Source organism: Micromonospora sp. NPDC047557, assembly GCF_043205095.1.
Taxonomy (GTDB): Bacteria; Actinomycetota; Actinomycetes; order Mycobacteriales; family Micromonosporaceae; genus Micromonospora.
The window spans coordinates 1-16,714 of sequence record NZ_JBIDDK010000022.1 but is presented as its reverse complement, the minus strand read 5'-3'; the positions used below and the strand labels follow the sequence as shown (position 1 = coordinate 16,714).

Sequence of the window (16,714 nt, the reverse complement as noted above, 5' to 3'; positions counted from 1 at the left end):
TGGTAAGGGTTCGGTAAGCACATTTCGGCCTCCGCCGCAGGCCTGCCGCCCTAGCGTCGGCGGTATGCCGACTGAGATCGACGTGGTGCTGCCCTGCCTGGACGAGGCGGCCGCCCTGCCCGGCGTGCTGACCGCGCTGCCGCCCGGCTACCGGGCCATCGTGGTGGACAACGGCTCGCGCGACGGCTCGCCCGAGGTGGCCGCGCGGCACGGCGCCCGGGTGGTGCACGAGCCTCGGCGTGGCTACGGCGCGGCGGTGCACGCCGGCCTGGAGGCCGCCGACGCCGAGGTGGTGTGCGTCCTCGACGCCGACGGGTCCTTCGATCCCACCGAGTTGCCGGCCCTGGTCGCGCCGGTGCTGGCCGGCACCGCCGACCTCAGCGTGGGCCGGCGACGGCCGGTCGGGGCCGGGGTGTGGCCGTGGCACGCCCGCGCCGGTACGGCGCTGGTCGCCGCGCTGCTGCGCCGTCGGGGCGTACCGTTGCGGGACCTCAGCCCGATCCGGGTGGCCCGCCGGGAGGCGCTGCTCGACCTCGGTGTCACCGACCGGGCCTTCGGCTATCCCCTCGAACTGCTGATCCGGGCCGCCGCCGCCGGCTGGCGGATCCACGAGCTGGACGTCACCTACGCGCCCCGGGCCGCCGGCACCCGGTCCAAGGTGTCCGGTTCGGTGCGGGGCACCCTGCGCGCGACCCGTGACTTCGCCGGGGTGCTGCGTACCGTGGAGGGCCCCCGGTGACCGTTCTGCTGGTGGTCGCCAAGGCGCCCGTCGCGGGGGCGGTGAAGACGCGGCTCTGCCCACCGGCCACCCCGGCGCAGGCGGCCCGGATCGCGGCCGCCGCGCTGCGCGACACCCTCGACGCCGTCCGCGCCACCCCCGGGGTCACTCCGGTGCTGGCCTGGACGGGTCGGCTGACCGAGGCGGAGGACGCCGCCGCGTTGACCGCCGCGCTGGCCGGCTGGGTGGTGCTCGACCAGCGCGGCGTCGGCCTGGGCGATCGGCTCGCCAACGCGTACGCCGAGGTCGCGGCGGCGTACCCGGGTCGGCCGGTGCTCCAGATCGGGATGGACACCCCGCAGGTGACGCCGACCGGGCTGGCCGCGGCGGTGGTGCGTCTGGGCGCCACCGACGCGGTGCTCGGCCAGGCGCGCGACGGCGGCTGGTGGTCGCTCGGGCTGCGCGACCCCCGGCACGCCCGGGTGTTGCGCGACGTGCCGATGTCGACGCCGAGCACCGGCCACGACACGTGGGCGGCCCTGACCGGGCGCGGCCTGCGTACCGTGCCGTTGCCGGTGCTGCGCGACGTCGACGAGTGGTCCGACGCCCTCGCGGTGGCCGTCGAGGCGCCCGAGGGTCGGTTCGCCCGACAGGTCGCGGCGGTCCGCCTCGCCCTGCAGCCGGGAGGTCGGCGGTGAACCCCATCGACACCGCCCCGATCGAGGCGCTGTCGACGTCGCCTGTCGTGCCGGCGCGGGGGCACGACCGGTCGTCGGCGGGCACGGGGGCGGATCCGTTCGCCGCCGCTCTCGCCGACCGTGCCGCCCGGAGGCGGTGGCTCGTGCACGGCGACGGTGTCCGCAGCCGGCTACCGGTGGACCGCTGGCACGGACCGGCCGAGCCGGCGGTCGCCGGTCTGGTCGAGCGGTGCGCCGGGCCGACACTCGACCTCGGTTGCGGGCCGGGGCGGCTCACCGTGGCGCTGACCCGGGCCGGGCGGACGGCGGTCGGCGTGGACGTCTCCGCGACGGCGGTGCGGCTGACGCGGGCCCGGGGTGCGGTGGCGGTGCACGGCGACCTGTTCGAGCCGCTGCCCGGCGAGGGCCGGTGGGCACACGCCGTGCTGATCGACGGGAACATCGGCATCGGCGGTGAACCGGTCGCGCTGCTGCGCCGCTGCCGGGAACTGCTCGCACCCGACGGCACGGTGCTTGTCGAGCTGGAGCCGCCCGGCGCAGGGCTGTGGCAGGGCCTGGCCCGGGTGGCCGCCGAGCAGCGCGCCGGCCGGTTGCTGCTCGGCCCGGCGTTCCGCTGGGCCCGGCTGGACGCGCGGGCCGTGCACCCGGTCGCCGATGCTGCCGGCCTGGCGGTGCGGGGCGTTTTCCGGCGGGGGCGACGCTGGTTCGGCGAGCTGGCAGCGAGCCGCTGACGCCGCGGGGTGTCAGGCCGTCGGGAGACGGACCACGAATCGGCAACCGCCGACGACGTTCTGCACGTCCACCCGGCCGCCGTGCGCCTCGACCAGGCCGCGCACGATCGCCAGCCCCAGCCCGCCGGAGCCCTCCCCACCGGTGCGGGGCGTACGCGCCGGCTCACCCCGGAACGCCACGTCGAACAGCCGGGGCAGGTCGTCTTCGGGTATGCCGCCGCAGGTGTCGGCGATCGCCAGCCAGGCGGCGTCGCTCTCGCACCCGGCGTCCACCCGCACCGTGCCGTCGCTCGGCGTGTAGTGCACCGCGTTGAGCAGCAGGTTGCCCACGACCCGGGCCAGCTCGGGCTCGCTGGCCAGCACGGTGGGCCAGCCCGACTCGGCGGCCACCAGACGGATGCGGCGGGCCTTGGCCAGCGGCGCGGTGCCGGCCAACGCGTCGGAGACCACCTCACCGAGCGGCACCGCCGACAGTGTCAGGCGCAACGCCCCGGCGTTGATCCGGGACAGCTCGAACAGGTCGTCGACGAGTCGGGTCATCCGGTCGGTCTGCAGGCGGATCCGCCGGTGGTACTCGGCGACCGTCTCCGGGTCGTCGACCACCCGGTCCTCCAGCGCCTCGGCCATCGCCCGCAGGCCGGCCAGCGGCGTCCGCAGGTCGTGTGACACCCAGGCCACCAGGTCCCGGCGGCCCTTCTCGACCCGCCGTTCCCGCTCCCGGGCCTGGGCCGCCCAGACCGCGGCCACGGCCAGTCGCCGCCCGAAGTACCAACCGACGCCGAGGCTGACGACCGCCGCCGCGGCGACGGTGAGCAGGACGACCTGGAGGTCGTGCGGAGACAGGAACATCGCCTGGGCGACCACCACCACCCCGGCCACCACGGCGGCCACGGTGACGGTGAGCAGGACGCACACGTGCACGGTGATCGACCGGTGGCGCAGCAGCCGCAGGGTGAGCGCGCCCAGCAGGCCCACGCCGAGCGCGGCCGTGAGCGCCGCCCCGAAAATCAGCGCCAGGTCACGCATCGGCCGGCTCGTACCGGTAGCCGACGCCCCAGACCGTGACGATCCGTCGCGGTTCGGCCGGGTCGTCCTCGATCTTCTCCCGCAGCCGTCGCACGTGCACGGTCACCGTGGACTGGTCGCCGAAGTTCCACCCCCACACCCGTTCCAGCAGCTCGGTGCGTTTGAACGCCCGCGTCGGGTGCCGCATCAGGTGTGCCAGCAGATCGAACTCGCGCAAGGTCAGGGCCAGCTCGCGGCCGTGCAGCCGGGCGATCCGTGGCCCGGTGGCCACCTCCAGCCCCGCGTCGGCCAGCAGCTCGGCCGCCGGCGCGGCCGGCTCGCCGGCCCGGCGCAGCACCGAACCGACCCGCAGCACCAGCTCGCGCGGAGAGAACGGCTTGCCCAGGTAGTCGTCGGCGCCCAGTTGCAGGCCGAGCACCCGGTCCGCCTCGTCGCCGCGCGCGGTCAGCATGATGATGGGTACGCCGTCCGGCCGCTCCCGCAGCCGCCGGCACACCTGCAACCCGTCCAGTCCGGGGAGCATCAGGTCCAGCACCACCAGGTGCGGTGGCCGATCCTGGACGGCCTCCAGGGCGGTCAGCCCGTCCCCGACGTGGCTCACCTCGTACCCGGCGTGCTCCAGGTAGCGGCACACCACATCGCTGACGGTGCGATCGTCGTCGACCACGAGCACCCGCTGCGCCACCGGCCACCTCCCGGGCCAGCCTAGCCAGTGGAGCCGACGGCCCCGCGGGGGCAGATCTTGCGGTTCGCTTACGTCCAGGCCGCACCAACCACGGCCGGTCTGTCGAGGCCGGGTCGTCGGAACGCGGCGACCGCACCGACCGATCGGTCCGGCGGCGCGTGCTGCGTACGATGCGGGGCTGGGTTTCCCTCGTCGCGGCGGAGGTATCGGCAGATGGCAGGCCAGCACGAGGGTTACGCCCTCGGTGTCGACCTCGGTACGTCCAACACGGTCGCCGTGCTGCGGTGGCCGGACGGGCGGACCCGTCCGTTGCTGATGGACGGTCAGCCGGTCAGCCCGTCCGCCGTGTACGCCGACCCGGACGGCACCCTGCACGTCGGGATGGACGCCCGGCGGTTGGCGCAGGCCGACCCGGCCCGGTTCGAGGCGAACCCGAAGCGCCGGGTGGACGAGCCGACCGTGCAGCTCGGTGACCGCGCGTACCCTCCGGCGGAGCTGCTCGCCGCGGTGCTGACGGCGGTCGGTCGGGCCGCGGTGGACGCCGTCGGCTTCCTACCGCCGGCCGTGCTCACCTGCCCCGCGGCCTGGGACGACACGCGCCGGCAGGTGCTCGCCGACGCGCTGCTGCGGGCGGGCTGGCCGCAGGCGGCCGAGCACACCCTCGCCGGGCCGACGCCGCCGGGCACCCGGCTGCTGCGTGAGCCGGTTGCCGCCGCCCGCTACTACACGCAGGTGCTGCACCGGCCGGTGCCGGTCGGCGGCGCGATCGCGGTGTTCGACTTCGGCGGCGGAACGCTCGACGTCGCGGTGCTGCGCAACGAGGGCGCCGACCCGTGGGGTGACTCCGGCTTCCGCGTGGTCGCCGACGGCGGCCTGCCCGACCTGGGTGGTCTCGATCTGGACGCGGCGCTGGTGCAGCGGGTGGGCGAGCTGCTCGGCGAGCGGCACGCCCGGCGGTGGGCCCGGTTGATCCGGCCGTCGGATCCGGCGCAGCGCCGCGACCAGGTCTGGCTGTGGGACGAGGTGCGCGGTGCGAAGGAGACGCTGTCGCGCTCGGCCGTGGCCCCGGTCGCGGTGCCGGGGGTGGCCGAGGCGGTGCGGTTGACGCGGGAGGACGTCGAGCGGGTGGCCGCGCCGCTGCTGCACCGGGCGGTGCAGCGGGCCCGGGAGGTCATCGCCGCGGCCGGGCTTCGCCCCGACCAGCTCGCCGGGCTGTTCCTGGTGGGCGGCTCGTCGCGAATTCCGCTGGTCGCCCGGATGCTGCACGCCGAGCTGGGAGTGGCGCCGACGGTGCTGGACCAGCCGGAGCTGCCGGTGGCCGAGGGCGCGTTGACCGACCTTCCGCTGCGCCGAGCGCTGCCGGCGCACGCGGGACCGCAGGCCGCCGGGCCCGCGCTGCCCGTACCGCCTCCGGCGGGCCCGCCGGCGCCGGCTCTCGCGGGCCCGCCCGCTCCGGCGACCGCGCCGACCGTGCCGTCGCAACCCGGGCCGGCGGCGGCCCGGCCGGGCGGCCCGGGGTGGCCGCCGGCGCTCGCGCCGACCGTGCCCGAACCGGCGGGCGTCGCGGGCACGCTGGTCGGCGTGGCCGGTGCCACGCCGACGCCCACGCCGCCCGGCGGTACGACCTGGCGGCGGGCCCGTTGGGTGGTGCTCGGCGCGGTGCTCGCCCTGGCCGGGGTGGCCACCGCGGCGACGCTCTACCTGCTGCGGGACCGCTACCCGGACCTGGAGTTCGGATCGCTGCGCGAGCTGTCGAGGCTGCCGGCCGGCGCCGAGCGGCCCAGCGGCATGTGGACCGCGGTGCTCGGCGACCGGGCCTACCTCGGGTACCCGCTGCCGGACGACCGGCTGGAGGTGGTCGCCGTCGACACCGGCACCGGCGACGAGCTGTGGCGACGGCAGACCGGCGTCACCGCCGACGACTGGGGCGGTCTGGTCGCCGTACCGGGGGCGGTCGCGGTCCTCGCCGACGCGCCGGGCGACAGCACACCGCGTGAACTGGCCGTTCTGGACGGCCGCTCCGGCGCCCAGCGCTGGCACCGGGCGGTCCGCGGCGACGACGACGTCTACTTCTCCGACGACACCGCCGTGCTGGTGGACCGGGCCGCCGGGCGGCTGGTCGGCCTGCGGCTGGGCGACGGCACCGACAAGTGGAGCAAGCCCAACCCGCGTGACCAGTACGGCGGGGCGCGTACCGTCGTCCGGCCGGTGGGCACCGACGAGGCGGCGGGTGGGCCGGCGTACCTCGACGGCGGCGCCCGCGACCCGTGGACGGGCAAGGGGCGACGACTCGTGCAGATCGGGGCGGACCGCTCGGCGCGGCTGCTCGACATGTCCTCCGGCTCGGTGCTGCGCGAGTGGGGCAACGTCGCCGACCTCGACGACCTGGTGGTGGCGCACGAGGACCGCCTGTACGTGGCCCCCACCGACGGCGGGTACCAGGTGCTGGCGTACGACCTGGGTTCCGACGCGGCGCCGGTGGTCCTCTACCGGGCTGAGAACGCGGAGTACCGGCCGAAGGCGCTGGTGGCCTGCGGTGAGCGGCGGGCCTGCCTGGTGCAGGTGCGCAACAGCGAGGCCGAGCGCACCGAGGTGGTGGCGGCGACCGAGGGGAAGTCGGCGATCTCCTGGTCGGCGCCGGGCGCGACCGGCCTGGTGCCGGTCGGCGAGCAGGTGCTCACCCAACGGGAGTACCCGAAGGCGACGGTCAGCCTCTTCGACGCCACCGGCAAGGCGGTGCTGGCCGACCGCCCCGGCGTGGCGGCCCGACTGGACGCCGGCAACCTGCTCGTCTTCGCCGAGCCGACCAGCACGGTGGCGGACAACCGCAGCGTGGCCGGCGTGTGGGCCGAGTCGGGCGCCGTCGACGAGTTGGGCCAGCTCGTCGACGTCCGCAGCGCGTCCTGCTCGTGGAACACGCGGGTGATCGCGTGCGGCGCGGACAAGGACTTCGTGCTGTACCGGTTCACTGACGACTGACCGCTCGCCGGGCAGCGGTCAGGCGCGGACGATGTCGGTGCCGTCGACCCGCACGGCGATCTCGGTGAGCCCTCGGCTGGCGGGCCCGCCCAGGCGGGCGCCGTCGCCGATCGCGAACGTGGAGTTGTGCGCCGGGCAGGTGATCACCCCGTCGCGCGGTGCGCCGACCCGTACGCCCTGGTGGGGACAGGTCGCGTCGTACGCGCTGAAGGTGCCGGCCTCGGCCTGGACGACCAGGACCCCGTCGATGACCGTGCCGCCGCCGACCGGGACGTCGCCGGTGCGAGCCAGTACGGTGCCGGGGGTGGCGGCCGCCTGGCCGGCGGAGCTGTCGCCGCCACCGCAGGCGCTCAGCAGCCCCGCCGCGCCGAGGGCGCCGGCTTTGGTCAGCAGCGTCCGCCTGCTCAGGCACCACCGCTTGTCGCGGAGGAACTCCTGTCCGTCGTACACCCTCGTCACCTCTTTCGTCGGCGGCCCGGACCCCCGGCGCCGTCGCCGGTGATCGGCGGCCTTGTGCTCGGGTGGGCCCGATGGTCGCGGGACCAGCCTGCCGCACGTGCCTGGACGTGCGGTGAGACGAACCTGGATGGTGGCTGGGTGCACAGCGGGCCCACCGACGACGGCCCTTAGGATGCTGCGGTGATTCTTCGGGGTACGGTCCGCGCCGATCGTCCGCTGGTGGTGCTCGCCGTGGGGGAGGAGGCCCGCTACCTGCCGCCCGATCTGCCGGTGCTGCTCACCGGCATGGGCAAGGTCAACGCCGCCAGCGCGGTCGCGGCGGTGCTGGCCGCCGGGCCACGCCCCAGCCTGCTGCTCAACCTGGGCACGGCCGGGGCGCTGCGCCCCGGGTGGGCGGGCATCCACGAGGTCGCCACCGTGCTCCAACACGACCTGGACACGGCCCTGCTGCGCACGCTCACCGGCGAGACCTACGGGGCGCCGCTGGCCTTGGCCGCCGAGGGGGCGGTGCTGGCCACCGGCGACACGTTCGTGGCCGACGACGACGAGCGGGACCGGTTGGCCCAGCGTGCCGACCTGGTCGACATGGAGGGGTACGCGGTGGCGTGGGCCGCCGCCCAGGCCGGTGTGCCCTGCCGGTTGGTCAAGCAGGTCAGCGACGAGGCGGGCGACGGCGCTGCCCGGACGTGGCGGGAGTTGGTGGACGCCTGTGCCCGGGACCTCGCCGACTGGGCCGGTTCGCACCTCGCCTGACCGTCGCGGGTCATTCGACTGGCGGTCGTGGCCGGAGCCCTCGTGTGGTTTCCTGGCCGCGCTGGTGGGGGACCAGGATGTGCCCGACCAGCGCGAGGGCCACGATCGCGGTGACCAGCACCGGTGGCCAGCCGCCGGCCCAGGGCAGCAGCAGCAGGGGTAGCAGTTGCCACGCCACCCGCCGCCATGGCAGGCGGGCGGACAGCAGATAGGTGAACAGTGCCCGGCCGAGCACGAACACCAGCGGTCCGCCGATGATCAGCATCAGCCACCGCGCCGGGGTCGTTCCGGTCGGCCGGTTGACGACCAGGTCGAAGGAGGCCGCGGTGACGGCCACGCCGACCAGCAGCACCAGATGGGTGTACGGGGCGATCCGGGTGGACCTGCCGGGCACCGACGCGGCCGAAGCCTCGAGCAACTCGCCGGCTCGGAAGACGTAGATCTGCCAGAGCAGCAGCATGATGGCGAACGCGCAGAGCAGGGCGGTGACTCGGAGCCGGTCGAATTCGCTGCGACTGACCTCCAGGGTGGGCACCAGGATGATGTCGCCGAGGGCCAGGATGACGAACTGCTGGTACCGCTCGCCCAGGTGCGCCGTGGTCCGGTCGTACTGGTCGAGCGGCACCCGCCCCAGCCAGGGTGTGGGGTACCGCGCCGCCGCGGAGATCAGGTCGATCGCAATCGCGATGATCCAGATCCACCACCGGGCGGTGTCGGCCAGCGCGCCGATGATCCAGAGGACGCCGGACACCAGGAACCAGAACAGGAACCGGGTGGCTCGCGCCATGGCCGAGCGGTGCTGCTGGCGGTACAACGTGCTGACCAGGACGATGCCACGCACCACGTGGGTGCCGACGTAGGCGAGCGCGAAGGCCGTGGCCTGCCCTCTGGTGATCATCGGCAGTGATGCCGCCATCCCCACCGATCCGACCATGGCGGCCATCAGGATGGCCTGGATGGGGCGCTGCTGCGGGTCGTAGAACTCGGTCGTGGTGGTGGTGACCGACCAGGTCCACCAGATGGCCGTCAGCATCAGCAACACCGCCCCGCTGCGTGCCCAGGACTCCTGGTCGGCGAGGAGCTTCGAGGTCTGCGCGAGCGCGGCCACGAAGACCACGTCGAACAGCAGCTCCAGCAGCGTGGCCCGGGTCGATCCGTCCAGTCGGCGTACCAGCGCCCCGGTGCCTCCGGTGGTCATGCCCGGCCTCCCGCCGTTTCTCCCGAGGATTATCGGCGGCGTCGGCGCGGGCCGTCCCCGGATCGGCGATTCCCGCCGGTCGGGGAAGAGGGCGTTCGGAGGTTGCCACGGCGTCGGACGTCGGACGATGCTTGCCGAATCCATCAATCTCGATCTCTTCGGAGGTTCGGATGCGCCGCTCCCCGCTGGTCGCCCTCGTCCTGACCATCCTGCTGTTCGTCGCGCCCGGCGCGGCGCAGGCCGCCGCCCCCGACCGGGCCGCCGCGCCCGCCGCCGACCCGGCCGCCCTGCTGACCGGGGTACGCACCGCGGGCACCGCCTGGGGCCTCGACCCCGCAACCGGCCGGATGACGCTCACCGTCGACGACACCGTGGCCTCCGGCGAGCTGGCCGCGCTGCGGGCGGTGGCCGACCGGGCCGGTGTGCTGCTGCGCCACGCGCCGGGAACGCTGCGCCCCCTGATCGCCGGTGGGCAGGGCATCTACGGCGGCGGCACGCGCTGCTCGCTCGGCGCGAACGCGCGCAGCGGCAGCACCTACTACGTGATCACCGCCGGCCACTGCACCACCGCCGCCGCCACCTGGTACGCCGACAGCGCGCAGACCACCGTCCTCGGCACCCGCACCGCCACCAGCTATCCCGGCGACGACTACGGGCTGATCCGCTACACCGGCCGGATCGCCCACCCGAGCGCCGTCTACACCTACCCCGGGCTGCTCACCATCAACGGCCCCGGCAACGCGTACGTCGGGCAGGCGGTGTGCCGCAGCGGCGTCACGACCGGCGTCCGCTGCGGCACCGTCACCGGTCTCAACCAGACCGTCAACTACGCCACCGGCGTGATCTACGGCCTGATTCGCACCAACATCTGCGCCGAGCCGGGCGACAGTGGCGGACCGCTGTACGTGGCGTCCACCGGCACCATCATCGGCATCCTCTCCGGAGGCAGCGGCAACTGCACCTCCGGCGGCACGACCTACTACCAGCCGATCGCCGAGGTGCTGTCCGCGTACGGACTGACCCTGCCCTGACCTCCGTTGCGCTGAGCGCAACAGGTTGCTCGTCTGGCACAACGCGCCTAGGCTCGGCGACGCCCCGGACCCCCGCCCCGAGGACGTGTGCCGCCATGTCGAGCAAGCCCCGACCCGACCACGCGGTCGCCCCGGCCGGCTCCCCGCCGGCCGAGGTGGTCACGGTGGGGGAGACCATGGTCGTGCTGTGCCCACCGCCGGGCGAGCCGCTGGAGCACGCCGAGCGGGTGGCCGTCTCGGTCGGCGGCGCGGAGTCCAACGTGGCCGGTTACCTGGCCCGCCTCGACCACCGGGCGACCTGGGTGAGCCGGGTCGGCGACGACCCCTTCGGCCGGGCCGTCGTCCGGCACGTCGCCGACGCCGGCGTCCGCGTCGACCTGGTGGGCGTGGACCCGGCCGCCCCGACCGGCCTCTACCTCAAGGATCCGGGCCCGACGGCCACCGCCGTGCACTACTACCGGACGGGCTCGGCCGCGTCCCGGATGGCCCCCGACGCGTTGGCCGACCCACGGCTGGCCGGGGCCCGGGTGCTGCACCTGTCCGGGATCACCCCGGCTATCTCCGCCTCCTGCCGGGCACTGGTCGAGCACGCGGTGACCGACCGGCCGCTGCCGGGCGCGCTGGTCAGCTTCGACGTCAACCACCGGGCGCGGCTCTGGCCCGCCGAGCGGGCCGCGCCGGTGCTGCGTGACCTCGCCGACCGCAGCGACCTGGTCTTCGTCGGCCAGGACGAGGCGTACGCCCTCTGGGGCGCCGCCGACGCGGCGGCGGTACGCCGGCTGCTGCCCGGCCCGCGGACCGTGGTCGTCAAGGACGGCGCGGTGTGCGCCACGGCCCTGTCCCGCGACGCCGCACCGGTCGTCGTCCCGGCGCCCCGCGTGTCGGTGGTGGAGCCGGTCGGCGCCGGAGACGCGTTCGCGGCCGGCTACCTGGCCGGGCTGCTGCGCGACCTCGACCCGACGCGGCGCCTGCGCCTCGGTCACCTCGTCGCCGCGCAGGCGCTGGGCAGCGCCGGCGACAACGCGCCGCTGCCACCGTGGTCCTGGTTTCAGCGGCTGCTCGACGGCCCCTGGTCACCACCCGACCTGACCGGCGTACGAGCGGAGGGTTGAGGGGTGTCCGAGGGCGTCGACCGGGCGATGCGCGTGCTGGAACTGCTGGCACGCGAGCCCGCGCAGCTCGGTGGCGTGGCCGCCGACTTGGGCGTGCACAAGTCCACCGCGCTGCGACTGTTGCAGACCCTCGAGTCGGGTGGCTTCGCCCGCCGCACCGACGGCGGGTGGACGGTGGGCCTGCGACTGATCGACCTCGCCCAGCAGGCACTGGACTCCCTGGACGTGCGCGCGGTGGCCCGTCCACACCTGGCGGCGCTCGGCCGCGACTGCGGGCACACCATCCACCTGGCACAGCTGGTCGACGACGACCTCGTCTACGTGGACAAGATCGAGGCCCGTGGCCAGGTGCGGATGTACTCCCGGATCGGCCGCACCGCGCCGCTGCACGCCAGCGGGGTCGGCAAGGTCGTCCTCGCGTACCGCCCGCAGCTCACCCGGCTGGTCGAGGGCGCCGCGCTGCGGGCGTACACCCCGGCCACCATCTGCGACCCGGCCGCGCTGCGTGCCGAGCTGGCGGCCGTCGCCGAGCAGGGCTGGGCCGCCGACGACGGCGAGTTCGAGCCGCTGATCACCTGTGTGGCCGCGCCGGTGCGCCACGCCGACGGGTCGGTCAGCGCGGCGGTGTCGGTGACCGCTCCGACGGTGGTGGCCACCCTCGCCGACCTGCGCCGCCTGCTACCCCGTCTGCTGGCCACCACCCAGCAGATCTCCCGTGACCTCGGATGGAGTGGACCATGACCACAGCGGACTTCGAGCACATCTTCGGCGGTGCCCGGGTGATGGCGATCCTGCGCGGCCTGCCGGTCGCCGAGACCGTCCGGCTCGCCGAGCGCGCCTGGGACCTCGGCATCGTCGTGGTGGAGGTGCCGGTGGCCACCCCCGACGCGGTGCCCGCCCTGCGCGCCGCCGTCGAGGCGGGCGCGGCGCGGGACCGGATCGTCGGCGCCGGCACCGTGCTCGATGCCGAGCAGGTCGCGGCGGCCGCCGACGCGGGCGCCGCGTTCACCGTCGCGCCCGGTCTGGACCTCACGATCGCCGACGCCGCCGCCGCGCGCGGCCTGCCGCACCTGCCCGGCGTGGCCACTCCCACCGAGGCGCAGCAGGCGCTGCGACACGGTCTGACCTGGCTCAAGGCGTTCCCCGCGATCTCCCTCGGGCCGGCCTGGTTCCGGGCCATGGCCGGCCCCCTGCCGCAGCTGCGCTTCGTCGCCACCGGCGGCCTGGACGCGGGCAACGCCGCCGCCTTCCTCGACGCGGGCGTACGGGTGGCAGCCGTCGGCTCGGCGCTGTCCGACCCGACCCAGCTCGACCAGCTGGCCAAGCTGACAAACCACCAGTGACCCGCGCGAGGGGACGGTGGCGGGATTGCGTCATGGCGTAAACGCGCCGAGGGGCGGCGGGGTCCGAGGGGTGGGCGTTGCCGTGATGCTGTGCTGCGTACCGCTCCTCGACACAAAGAGGTCATCGTGGCTCTGTCTTCCAGGCGCCGCCGAGCCGGGCTGATCGCCCTCGGCACCGCCCTCACTCTGGCCGCCGGGTTCACCCCACCCGGCACGGGGGCGTCCGCCGCCCCGCCGGGCAACCTGGGCCACCCGACCGGCCAGCCGCCGGCAGCTCCGGGCCGGGCGTCCACCGTCACCCTGATCACCGGCGACATCGTCACCGTCACGACCGCGGCCGACGGCAGCACCGTCTCGACCGTCCGCCGGCCGGACGGCAGCACGCCGACCTTCCACCGTACGGTGCTCGACGGCGACACCTACGTCTACCCGGACGCCGCGCTGCCGTACGTCACCGGCGGCCTGCTGGACCGCAAGCTGTTCAACGTCACCGACCTCATCGCCGACGGGTACGACGACGCACACGCGGACGCGCTGCCGCTGATCGTGACGCTGACCGACGCCGCAGCCCGCGCCCGCACCCGGCCCACAGTGGACGGTGCCGAGCTGGTCCGGCCGCTGGACAGCGTGCGGGGCGCCGCGTTGACCCGCCCGCGCGGCGCCGCCGACCGGTTCTGGGGCGCGCTCACCACCGGCACGTCCCTCCGCGCCGGTGCCGCCCCGACGCTCGCGGGCGGCATCGCCAAGGTCTGGCTGGACGGCCGGGTGCACGCCGACCTCGCCGAGTCCACCGCGCAGATCGGCGCGCCGGGCGTCTGGGCCGAGGGCAACACCGCCGCCGGTGTCGACGTCGCGGTGCTCGACTCCGGCGCGGACGCCGAGCACCCGGACCTCGCCGGGCAGATCACCGCGTCGAGCAGCTTCGTGCCCGAGGAGCCCGACATCCTCGACTACAAGGGACACGGGACGCACGTCGCCTCGACGATCGCCGGGACCGGCGCCGCGTCCGGTGGTGTCGAGCGGGGTGTCGCTCCCGGCGCCCGGCTGCACGTCGGCAAGGTGCTCAACAGCGAGGGCAGCGGGCAGGACTCGTGGATCATCGCCGGCATGGAGTGGGCCGCCCGCGAGCAGAAGGCCCGCGTCGTCAGCATGAGCCTGGGCGGTGAGGCCACCGACGGCAGCGACCCGATGAGCCAGGCGGTCGACCGGCTCAGCGCCGAGACCGGCGCGCTCTTCGTGATCGCCGCCGGCAACAGCGGCCCGGCGAGCATCGGCAGCCCCGGCGCGGCGAACTCCGCGCTGACCGTGGGCGCCGTCGACTCCACCGACCACCTCGCCGACTTCTCCAGCCAGGGCCCGCGCGCCGGCGACGGCGGGCTCAAGCCCGAGATCACCGCGCCCGGCGTGGACATCCTGGCCGCCCGCTCCCACCAGGTACGCGGCTCCGGGGACTACACGCTGATGAGCGGCACGTCGATGGCGACGCCGCACGTGGCGGGCACCGCCGCGCTGGTCGCCGCCGCGCACCCCGACTGGACCGGTCAGCGCATCAAGGAGGCGCTGGTCAGCACCGTCAAGGCCACCCCGGGCTACACCCCGTACCAGGCCGGCGCCGGCCGGGTGGACGCGGTCGCCGCCGTGCACGCCACAGTCTTCGCCACCCCGAGCGCCTACTCTGGCTTCCAGGCGTGGCCGCAGCAGCCCGGTGGCACTGTCGAGAAGACGGTCACCTACACCAACACCGCCAGCGCGCCGATCACGCTGAAGCTGTCCCTCGACGCGCCGACCGCGCCGACCGGCCTCTTCGCGCTGTCCGCCGACACGGTCACCGTGCCCGCCGCCGGCACCGCGACGGTGACGCTCACCGCCGCGTACGACCGGCTGCCGGTCGAGAAGCAGGTCAGTGGCGCGATCATCGCCACCGACGACGCCGGTACGGTGCGCGGTCGCACCCTGATCGGGGCGGGCAAGGAGGGTCAGCGGCAGAACCTGACGCTTGTCGCGAAGGACCGGGACGGCAAACCGCTCGCCGGCAAGGTCATCCTCACCACCGACAATCTGTTCACCGCCGTGGACCTGCCCGAGAGCGGCACCGCGACGCTGCGACTGCCGGTGGCGAGCTGGTCCGGTTGGCTCACCACCGACGTGCGCGGCGTGCACGGGCCGCGCTCCAAGGGCATGGCGATGCTCGCCTTCACCGACGTCAACCTGAACACCGACCGCACCGTCACCCTGGACGCGCGGGCCGCTCGGCAGGTCCGCGCGGAGGTGCCGCAGGAGGCCACCGCCACCTCGCTGCGGATGGACATCCACCGGTCCACGGCGAACGGCCTCACCGAGAGCCAGGTGCTGCCCGACGACTCGTACGACAGCATGTGGGCGCTGCCGACGGGCCGTGCCGTCACCGATGGCGAGTTCGAGTTCGGCGCCCGGTGGCGGCTGGAACAGCCGGCGCTGACCGTGGCGGCCGGCGGCCGGTCGTACGACGATCTGCTGGTCAAGCGGGCGACCCCCGCGCTGCCGGCGGGTCGTCGCCAGGTGGACGCGGTCTACGTCGCCGACGCGTCGGCGGCCGGGCTGGCGAAGCACCCGGTCTGGGACCGGGCGGTGGTTCTGCGGCGCAGCGACACCGTGGACATCGCCACCCAGGCGCAGGCCGCCGCGGCGGCCGGGGCGACGCTGCTGCTGGTGGTCAACGACGGCGTCGGCCGGCTCCAGCCGTGGGACGAGACGCCGTGGAGCCCGCAGAGCCCGGCCCCGGTGACCGTGGCGACGCTCGGCGCCGACGAGGGCGACCAGCTCATCGCGGCGCTGGAACGCGGTCCGGTGCGGCTGACCGTCGACTCGCACCCGGAGACGACCTACCTGTACGACGTGGCGCACCACTGGTCCGGCGCGGCGCCCGCCGACCCCACCTACCGGCCGACCAAGCGGCAACTGGCCCAGGTCGACGTGGAGTTCCGCAACTACCGGCAGGGCAAGGCGTTGGAGTTCCGCACCGACGTCTGGCGGGGTTGGGCGTCGAGCAACCAGGAGACCGCTCCGGCGCAGGGCCGGCGGACCGACTGGGTGAGCGCCGACCAGCGGTGGATCGACGACGCGTTCATCGCCGGCGAGACCGGCCAGCACCTCGGTGCGGTGGCCACCTACCCGGCGGACCGGTCGAGCCGGGTCGAGTGGTTCGGGCCGATCCAGCGGCCCCGGATGGGCGGGGGCTACGTGCCGGTCCGGTACCTGGACACCGTCTACCTGCCCGCGCCCGGCTGGGGCGACGGGGGAGGGCACATCGGTGAGGCGTACGCCAACTTCGACATGGTCAACCGGACCACCCTCTACCAGGGCGACAAGGAGCTGAACTGGGGTAACGCCGAGTACCTGCAGGTGTCCGGTCTGTCCGCGCAGCGGCTGCCGTACCGGTTGGTGGTGGAGAACGACAGGGCGGCGTGGACCAACCCGTACTCCCGGCAGACCCGCACCGAGTGGGGCTTCAGCTCGGCGGCGACCGGCGCGGAGTCCTCGGAGGTGCTGCCGATGATCCAGCTGGACTACCAGGTGGCCATCGACCGCGACGGTACGGCGTCACGGCGGGCGCCGCTCACCGTTGTCGCCGCCCAGCTGCCCGGCGTCTCGGCGACGGTCGGTCCGGTGACCGTCGAGGTGTCCTACGACGACGGCAAGACCTGGCAGAAGCCGCGGCTCACCCGGCACGGCGACGGCTGGCGCACCACGCTGGACGCACCGACGAAGGCCCGCTTCGTGAGCCTGCGGACCACCGCGCGCGACACCGCCGGCAACACCGTGAGCCAGAGCATCACCCGGGCGTTCGGTCTGCGCTGAGGGCGGCCGGGGGGGGGGGGGGGGGGGGGGGGGGCGCCCCCCCCCCCCCCCCCCCGGCGGGGGCCCCCCCCCCCCCCCGCGCCCGCCCCCCCCCCCCCCGGGGGGGGGGGCGGGGGGGGGGGGGGGGGCGGGACCGGCGGCCCC

General features: G+C 75.1%; 14 protein-coding genes. 10 read left to right on the top strand and 4 right to left on the bottom strand.

Going from position 1 to position 16,714, the window contains the following annotated elements; all coding sequences use genetic code 11:
* The first annotated feature begins 64 nt into the window (after positions 1–64).
* From ACGGAQ_RS31110 to ACGGAQ_RS31100, 3 genes are read left to right on the top strand one after another with little or no spacing between them, the layout of a single operon-like run.
* Complete coding sequence (locus ACGGAQ_RS31110; protein WP_393055342.1) at positions 65–739, top strand: glycosyltransferase family 2 protein; 675 nt, start codon at positions 65–67, stop codon at positions 737–739.
* The gene (locus ACGGAQ_RS31105; RefSeq protein WP_393055339.1) at positions 736–1,416 is read left to right on the top strand and encodes a DUF2064 domain-containing protein; all 681 of its coding nucleotides are present in this window, start codon (positions 736–738) and stop codon (positions 1,414–1,416) included. The genes ACGGAQ_RS31110 and ACGGAQ_RS31105 overlap by 4 nt, the downstream gene beginning before the upstream one ends.
* A 5-nt stretch (positions 1,417–1,421) precedes the next feature.
* On the top strand, positions 1,422–2,147 hold the full coding sequence (locus ACGGAQ_RS31100) for a class I SAM-dependent methyltransferase (protein ID WP_393055462.1): 726 nt from the start codon (positions 1,422–1,424) through the stop codon (positions 2,145–2,147).
* A 12-nt stretch (positions 2,148–2,159) separates the two neighbouring features.
* On the opposite strand, the gene ACGGAQ_RS31095 is transcribed toward ACGGAQ_RS31100, so the two are convergent.
* Positions 2,160–3,173, bottom strand: coding sequence for a sensor histidine kinase (locus ACGGAQ_RS31095; RefSeq protein WP_393055336.1), 1,014 nt, complete (start codon positions 3,171–3,173; stop codon positions 2,160–2,162).
* Complete coding sequence (locus tag ACGGAQ_RS31090; protein WP_393055333.1) at positions 3,166–3,858, bottom strand: response regulator transcription factor; 693 nt, start codon at positions 3,856–3,858, stop codon at positions 3,166–3,168. The genes ACGGAQ_RS31095 and ACGGAQ_RS31090 overlap by 8 nt, the downstream gene beginning before the upstream one ends.
* A 213-nt stretch (positions 3,859–4,071) precedes the next feature.
* Here ACGGAQ_RS31090 and ACGGAQ_RS31085 point away from each other — a divergent pair, with 213 nt between their 5' ends.
* Positions 4,072–6,837 (top strand): Hsp70 family protein, encoded by a 2,766-nt coding sequence (locus tag ACGGAQ_RS31085; protein WP_393055331.1) that lies wholly within the window; start codon positions 4,072–4,074, stop codon positions 6,835–6,837.
* Between the two features lie 18 nt (positions 6,838–6,855).
* Here the strand turns inward: ACGGAQ_RS31085 and ACGGAQ_RS31080 are convergent, their stop codons facing one another.
* Positions 6,856–7,287, bottom strand: coding sequence for a Rieske (2Fe-2S) protein (locus tag ACGGAQ_RS31080; RefSeq protein WP_393055329.1), 432 nt, complete (start codon positions 7,285–7,287; stop codon positions 6,856–6,858).
* Positions 7,288–7,476: 189 nt separating this feature from the next.
* Here ACGGAQ_RS31080 and ACGGAQ_RS31075 point away from each other — a divergent pair, with 189 nt between their 5' ends.
* Positions 7,477–8,049, top strand: a complete 573-nt coding sequence (locus tag ACGGAQ_RS31075; RefSeq protein ID WP_393055328.1) for a nucleosidase — start codon at positions 7,477–7,479, stop codon at positions 8,047–8,049.
* 10 nt (positions 8,050–8,059) lie between these two features.
* Here the strand turns inward: ACGGAQ_RS31075 and ACGGAQ_RS31070 are convergent, their stop codons facing one another.
* Positions 8,060–9,247, bottom strand: a complete 1,188-nt coding sequence (locus tag ACGGAQ_RS31070; RefSeq protein ID WP_393055326.1) for a low temperature requirement protein A — start codon at positions 9,245–9,247, stop codon at positions 8,060–8,062.
* 170 nt (positions 9,248–9,417) lie between these two features.
* Here ACGGAQ_RS31070 and ACGGAQ_RS31065 point away from each other — a divergent pair, with 170 nt between their 5' ends.
* The 5 genes from ACGGAQ_RS31065 (at position 9,418) to ACGGAQ_RS31045 (ending at position 16,570) form a co-directional block, all read left to right on the top strand.
* Positions 9,418–10,278, top strand: a complete 861-nt coding sequence (locus tag ACGGAQ_RS31065) for a S1 family peptidase (protein WP_393055324.1) — start codon at positions 9,418–9,420, stop codon at positions 10,276–10,278.
* 95 nt (positions 10,279–10,373) lie between these two features.
* Positions 10,374–11,390 carry a sugar kinase gene (locus ACGGAQ_RS31060; protein ID WP_393055322.1) on the top strand — a complete coding sequence of 339 codons (1,017 nt, stop codon included), beginning with the start codon at positions 10,374–10,376 and terminating at the stop codon, positions 11,388–11,390.
* A gap of 3 nt (positions 11,391–11,393) precedes the next feature.
* Positions 11,394–12,131 (top strand): IclR family transcriptional regulator, encoded by a 738-nt coding sequence (locus ACGGAQ_RS31055; RefSeq protein WP_393055320.1) that lies wholly within the window; start codon positions 11,394–11,396, stop codon positions 12,129–12,131.
* Positions 12,128–12,733, top strand: coding sequence for a bifunctional 4-hydroxy-2-oxoglutarate aldolase/2-dehydro-3-deoxy-phosphogluconate aldolase (locus tag ACGGAQ_RS31050; protein WP_393055318.1), 606 nt, complete (start codon positions 12,128–12,130; stop codon positions 12,731–12,733). Before ACGGAQ_RS31055 ends, ACGGAQ_RS31050 begins: the two co-directional genes overlap by 4 nt.
* Before the next feature lie 126 nt (positions 12,734–12,859).
* Positions 12,860–16,570, top strand: a complete 3,711-nt coding sequence (locus ACGGAQ_RS31045; RefSeq protein ID WP_393055316.1) for a S8 family serine peptidase — start codon at positions 12,860–12,862, stop codon at positions 16,568–16,570.
* Positions 16,571–16,714: the final 144 nt, after the last annotated feature.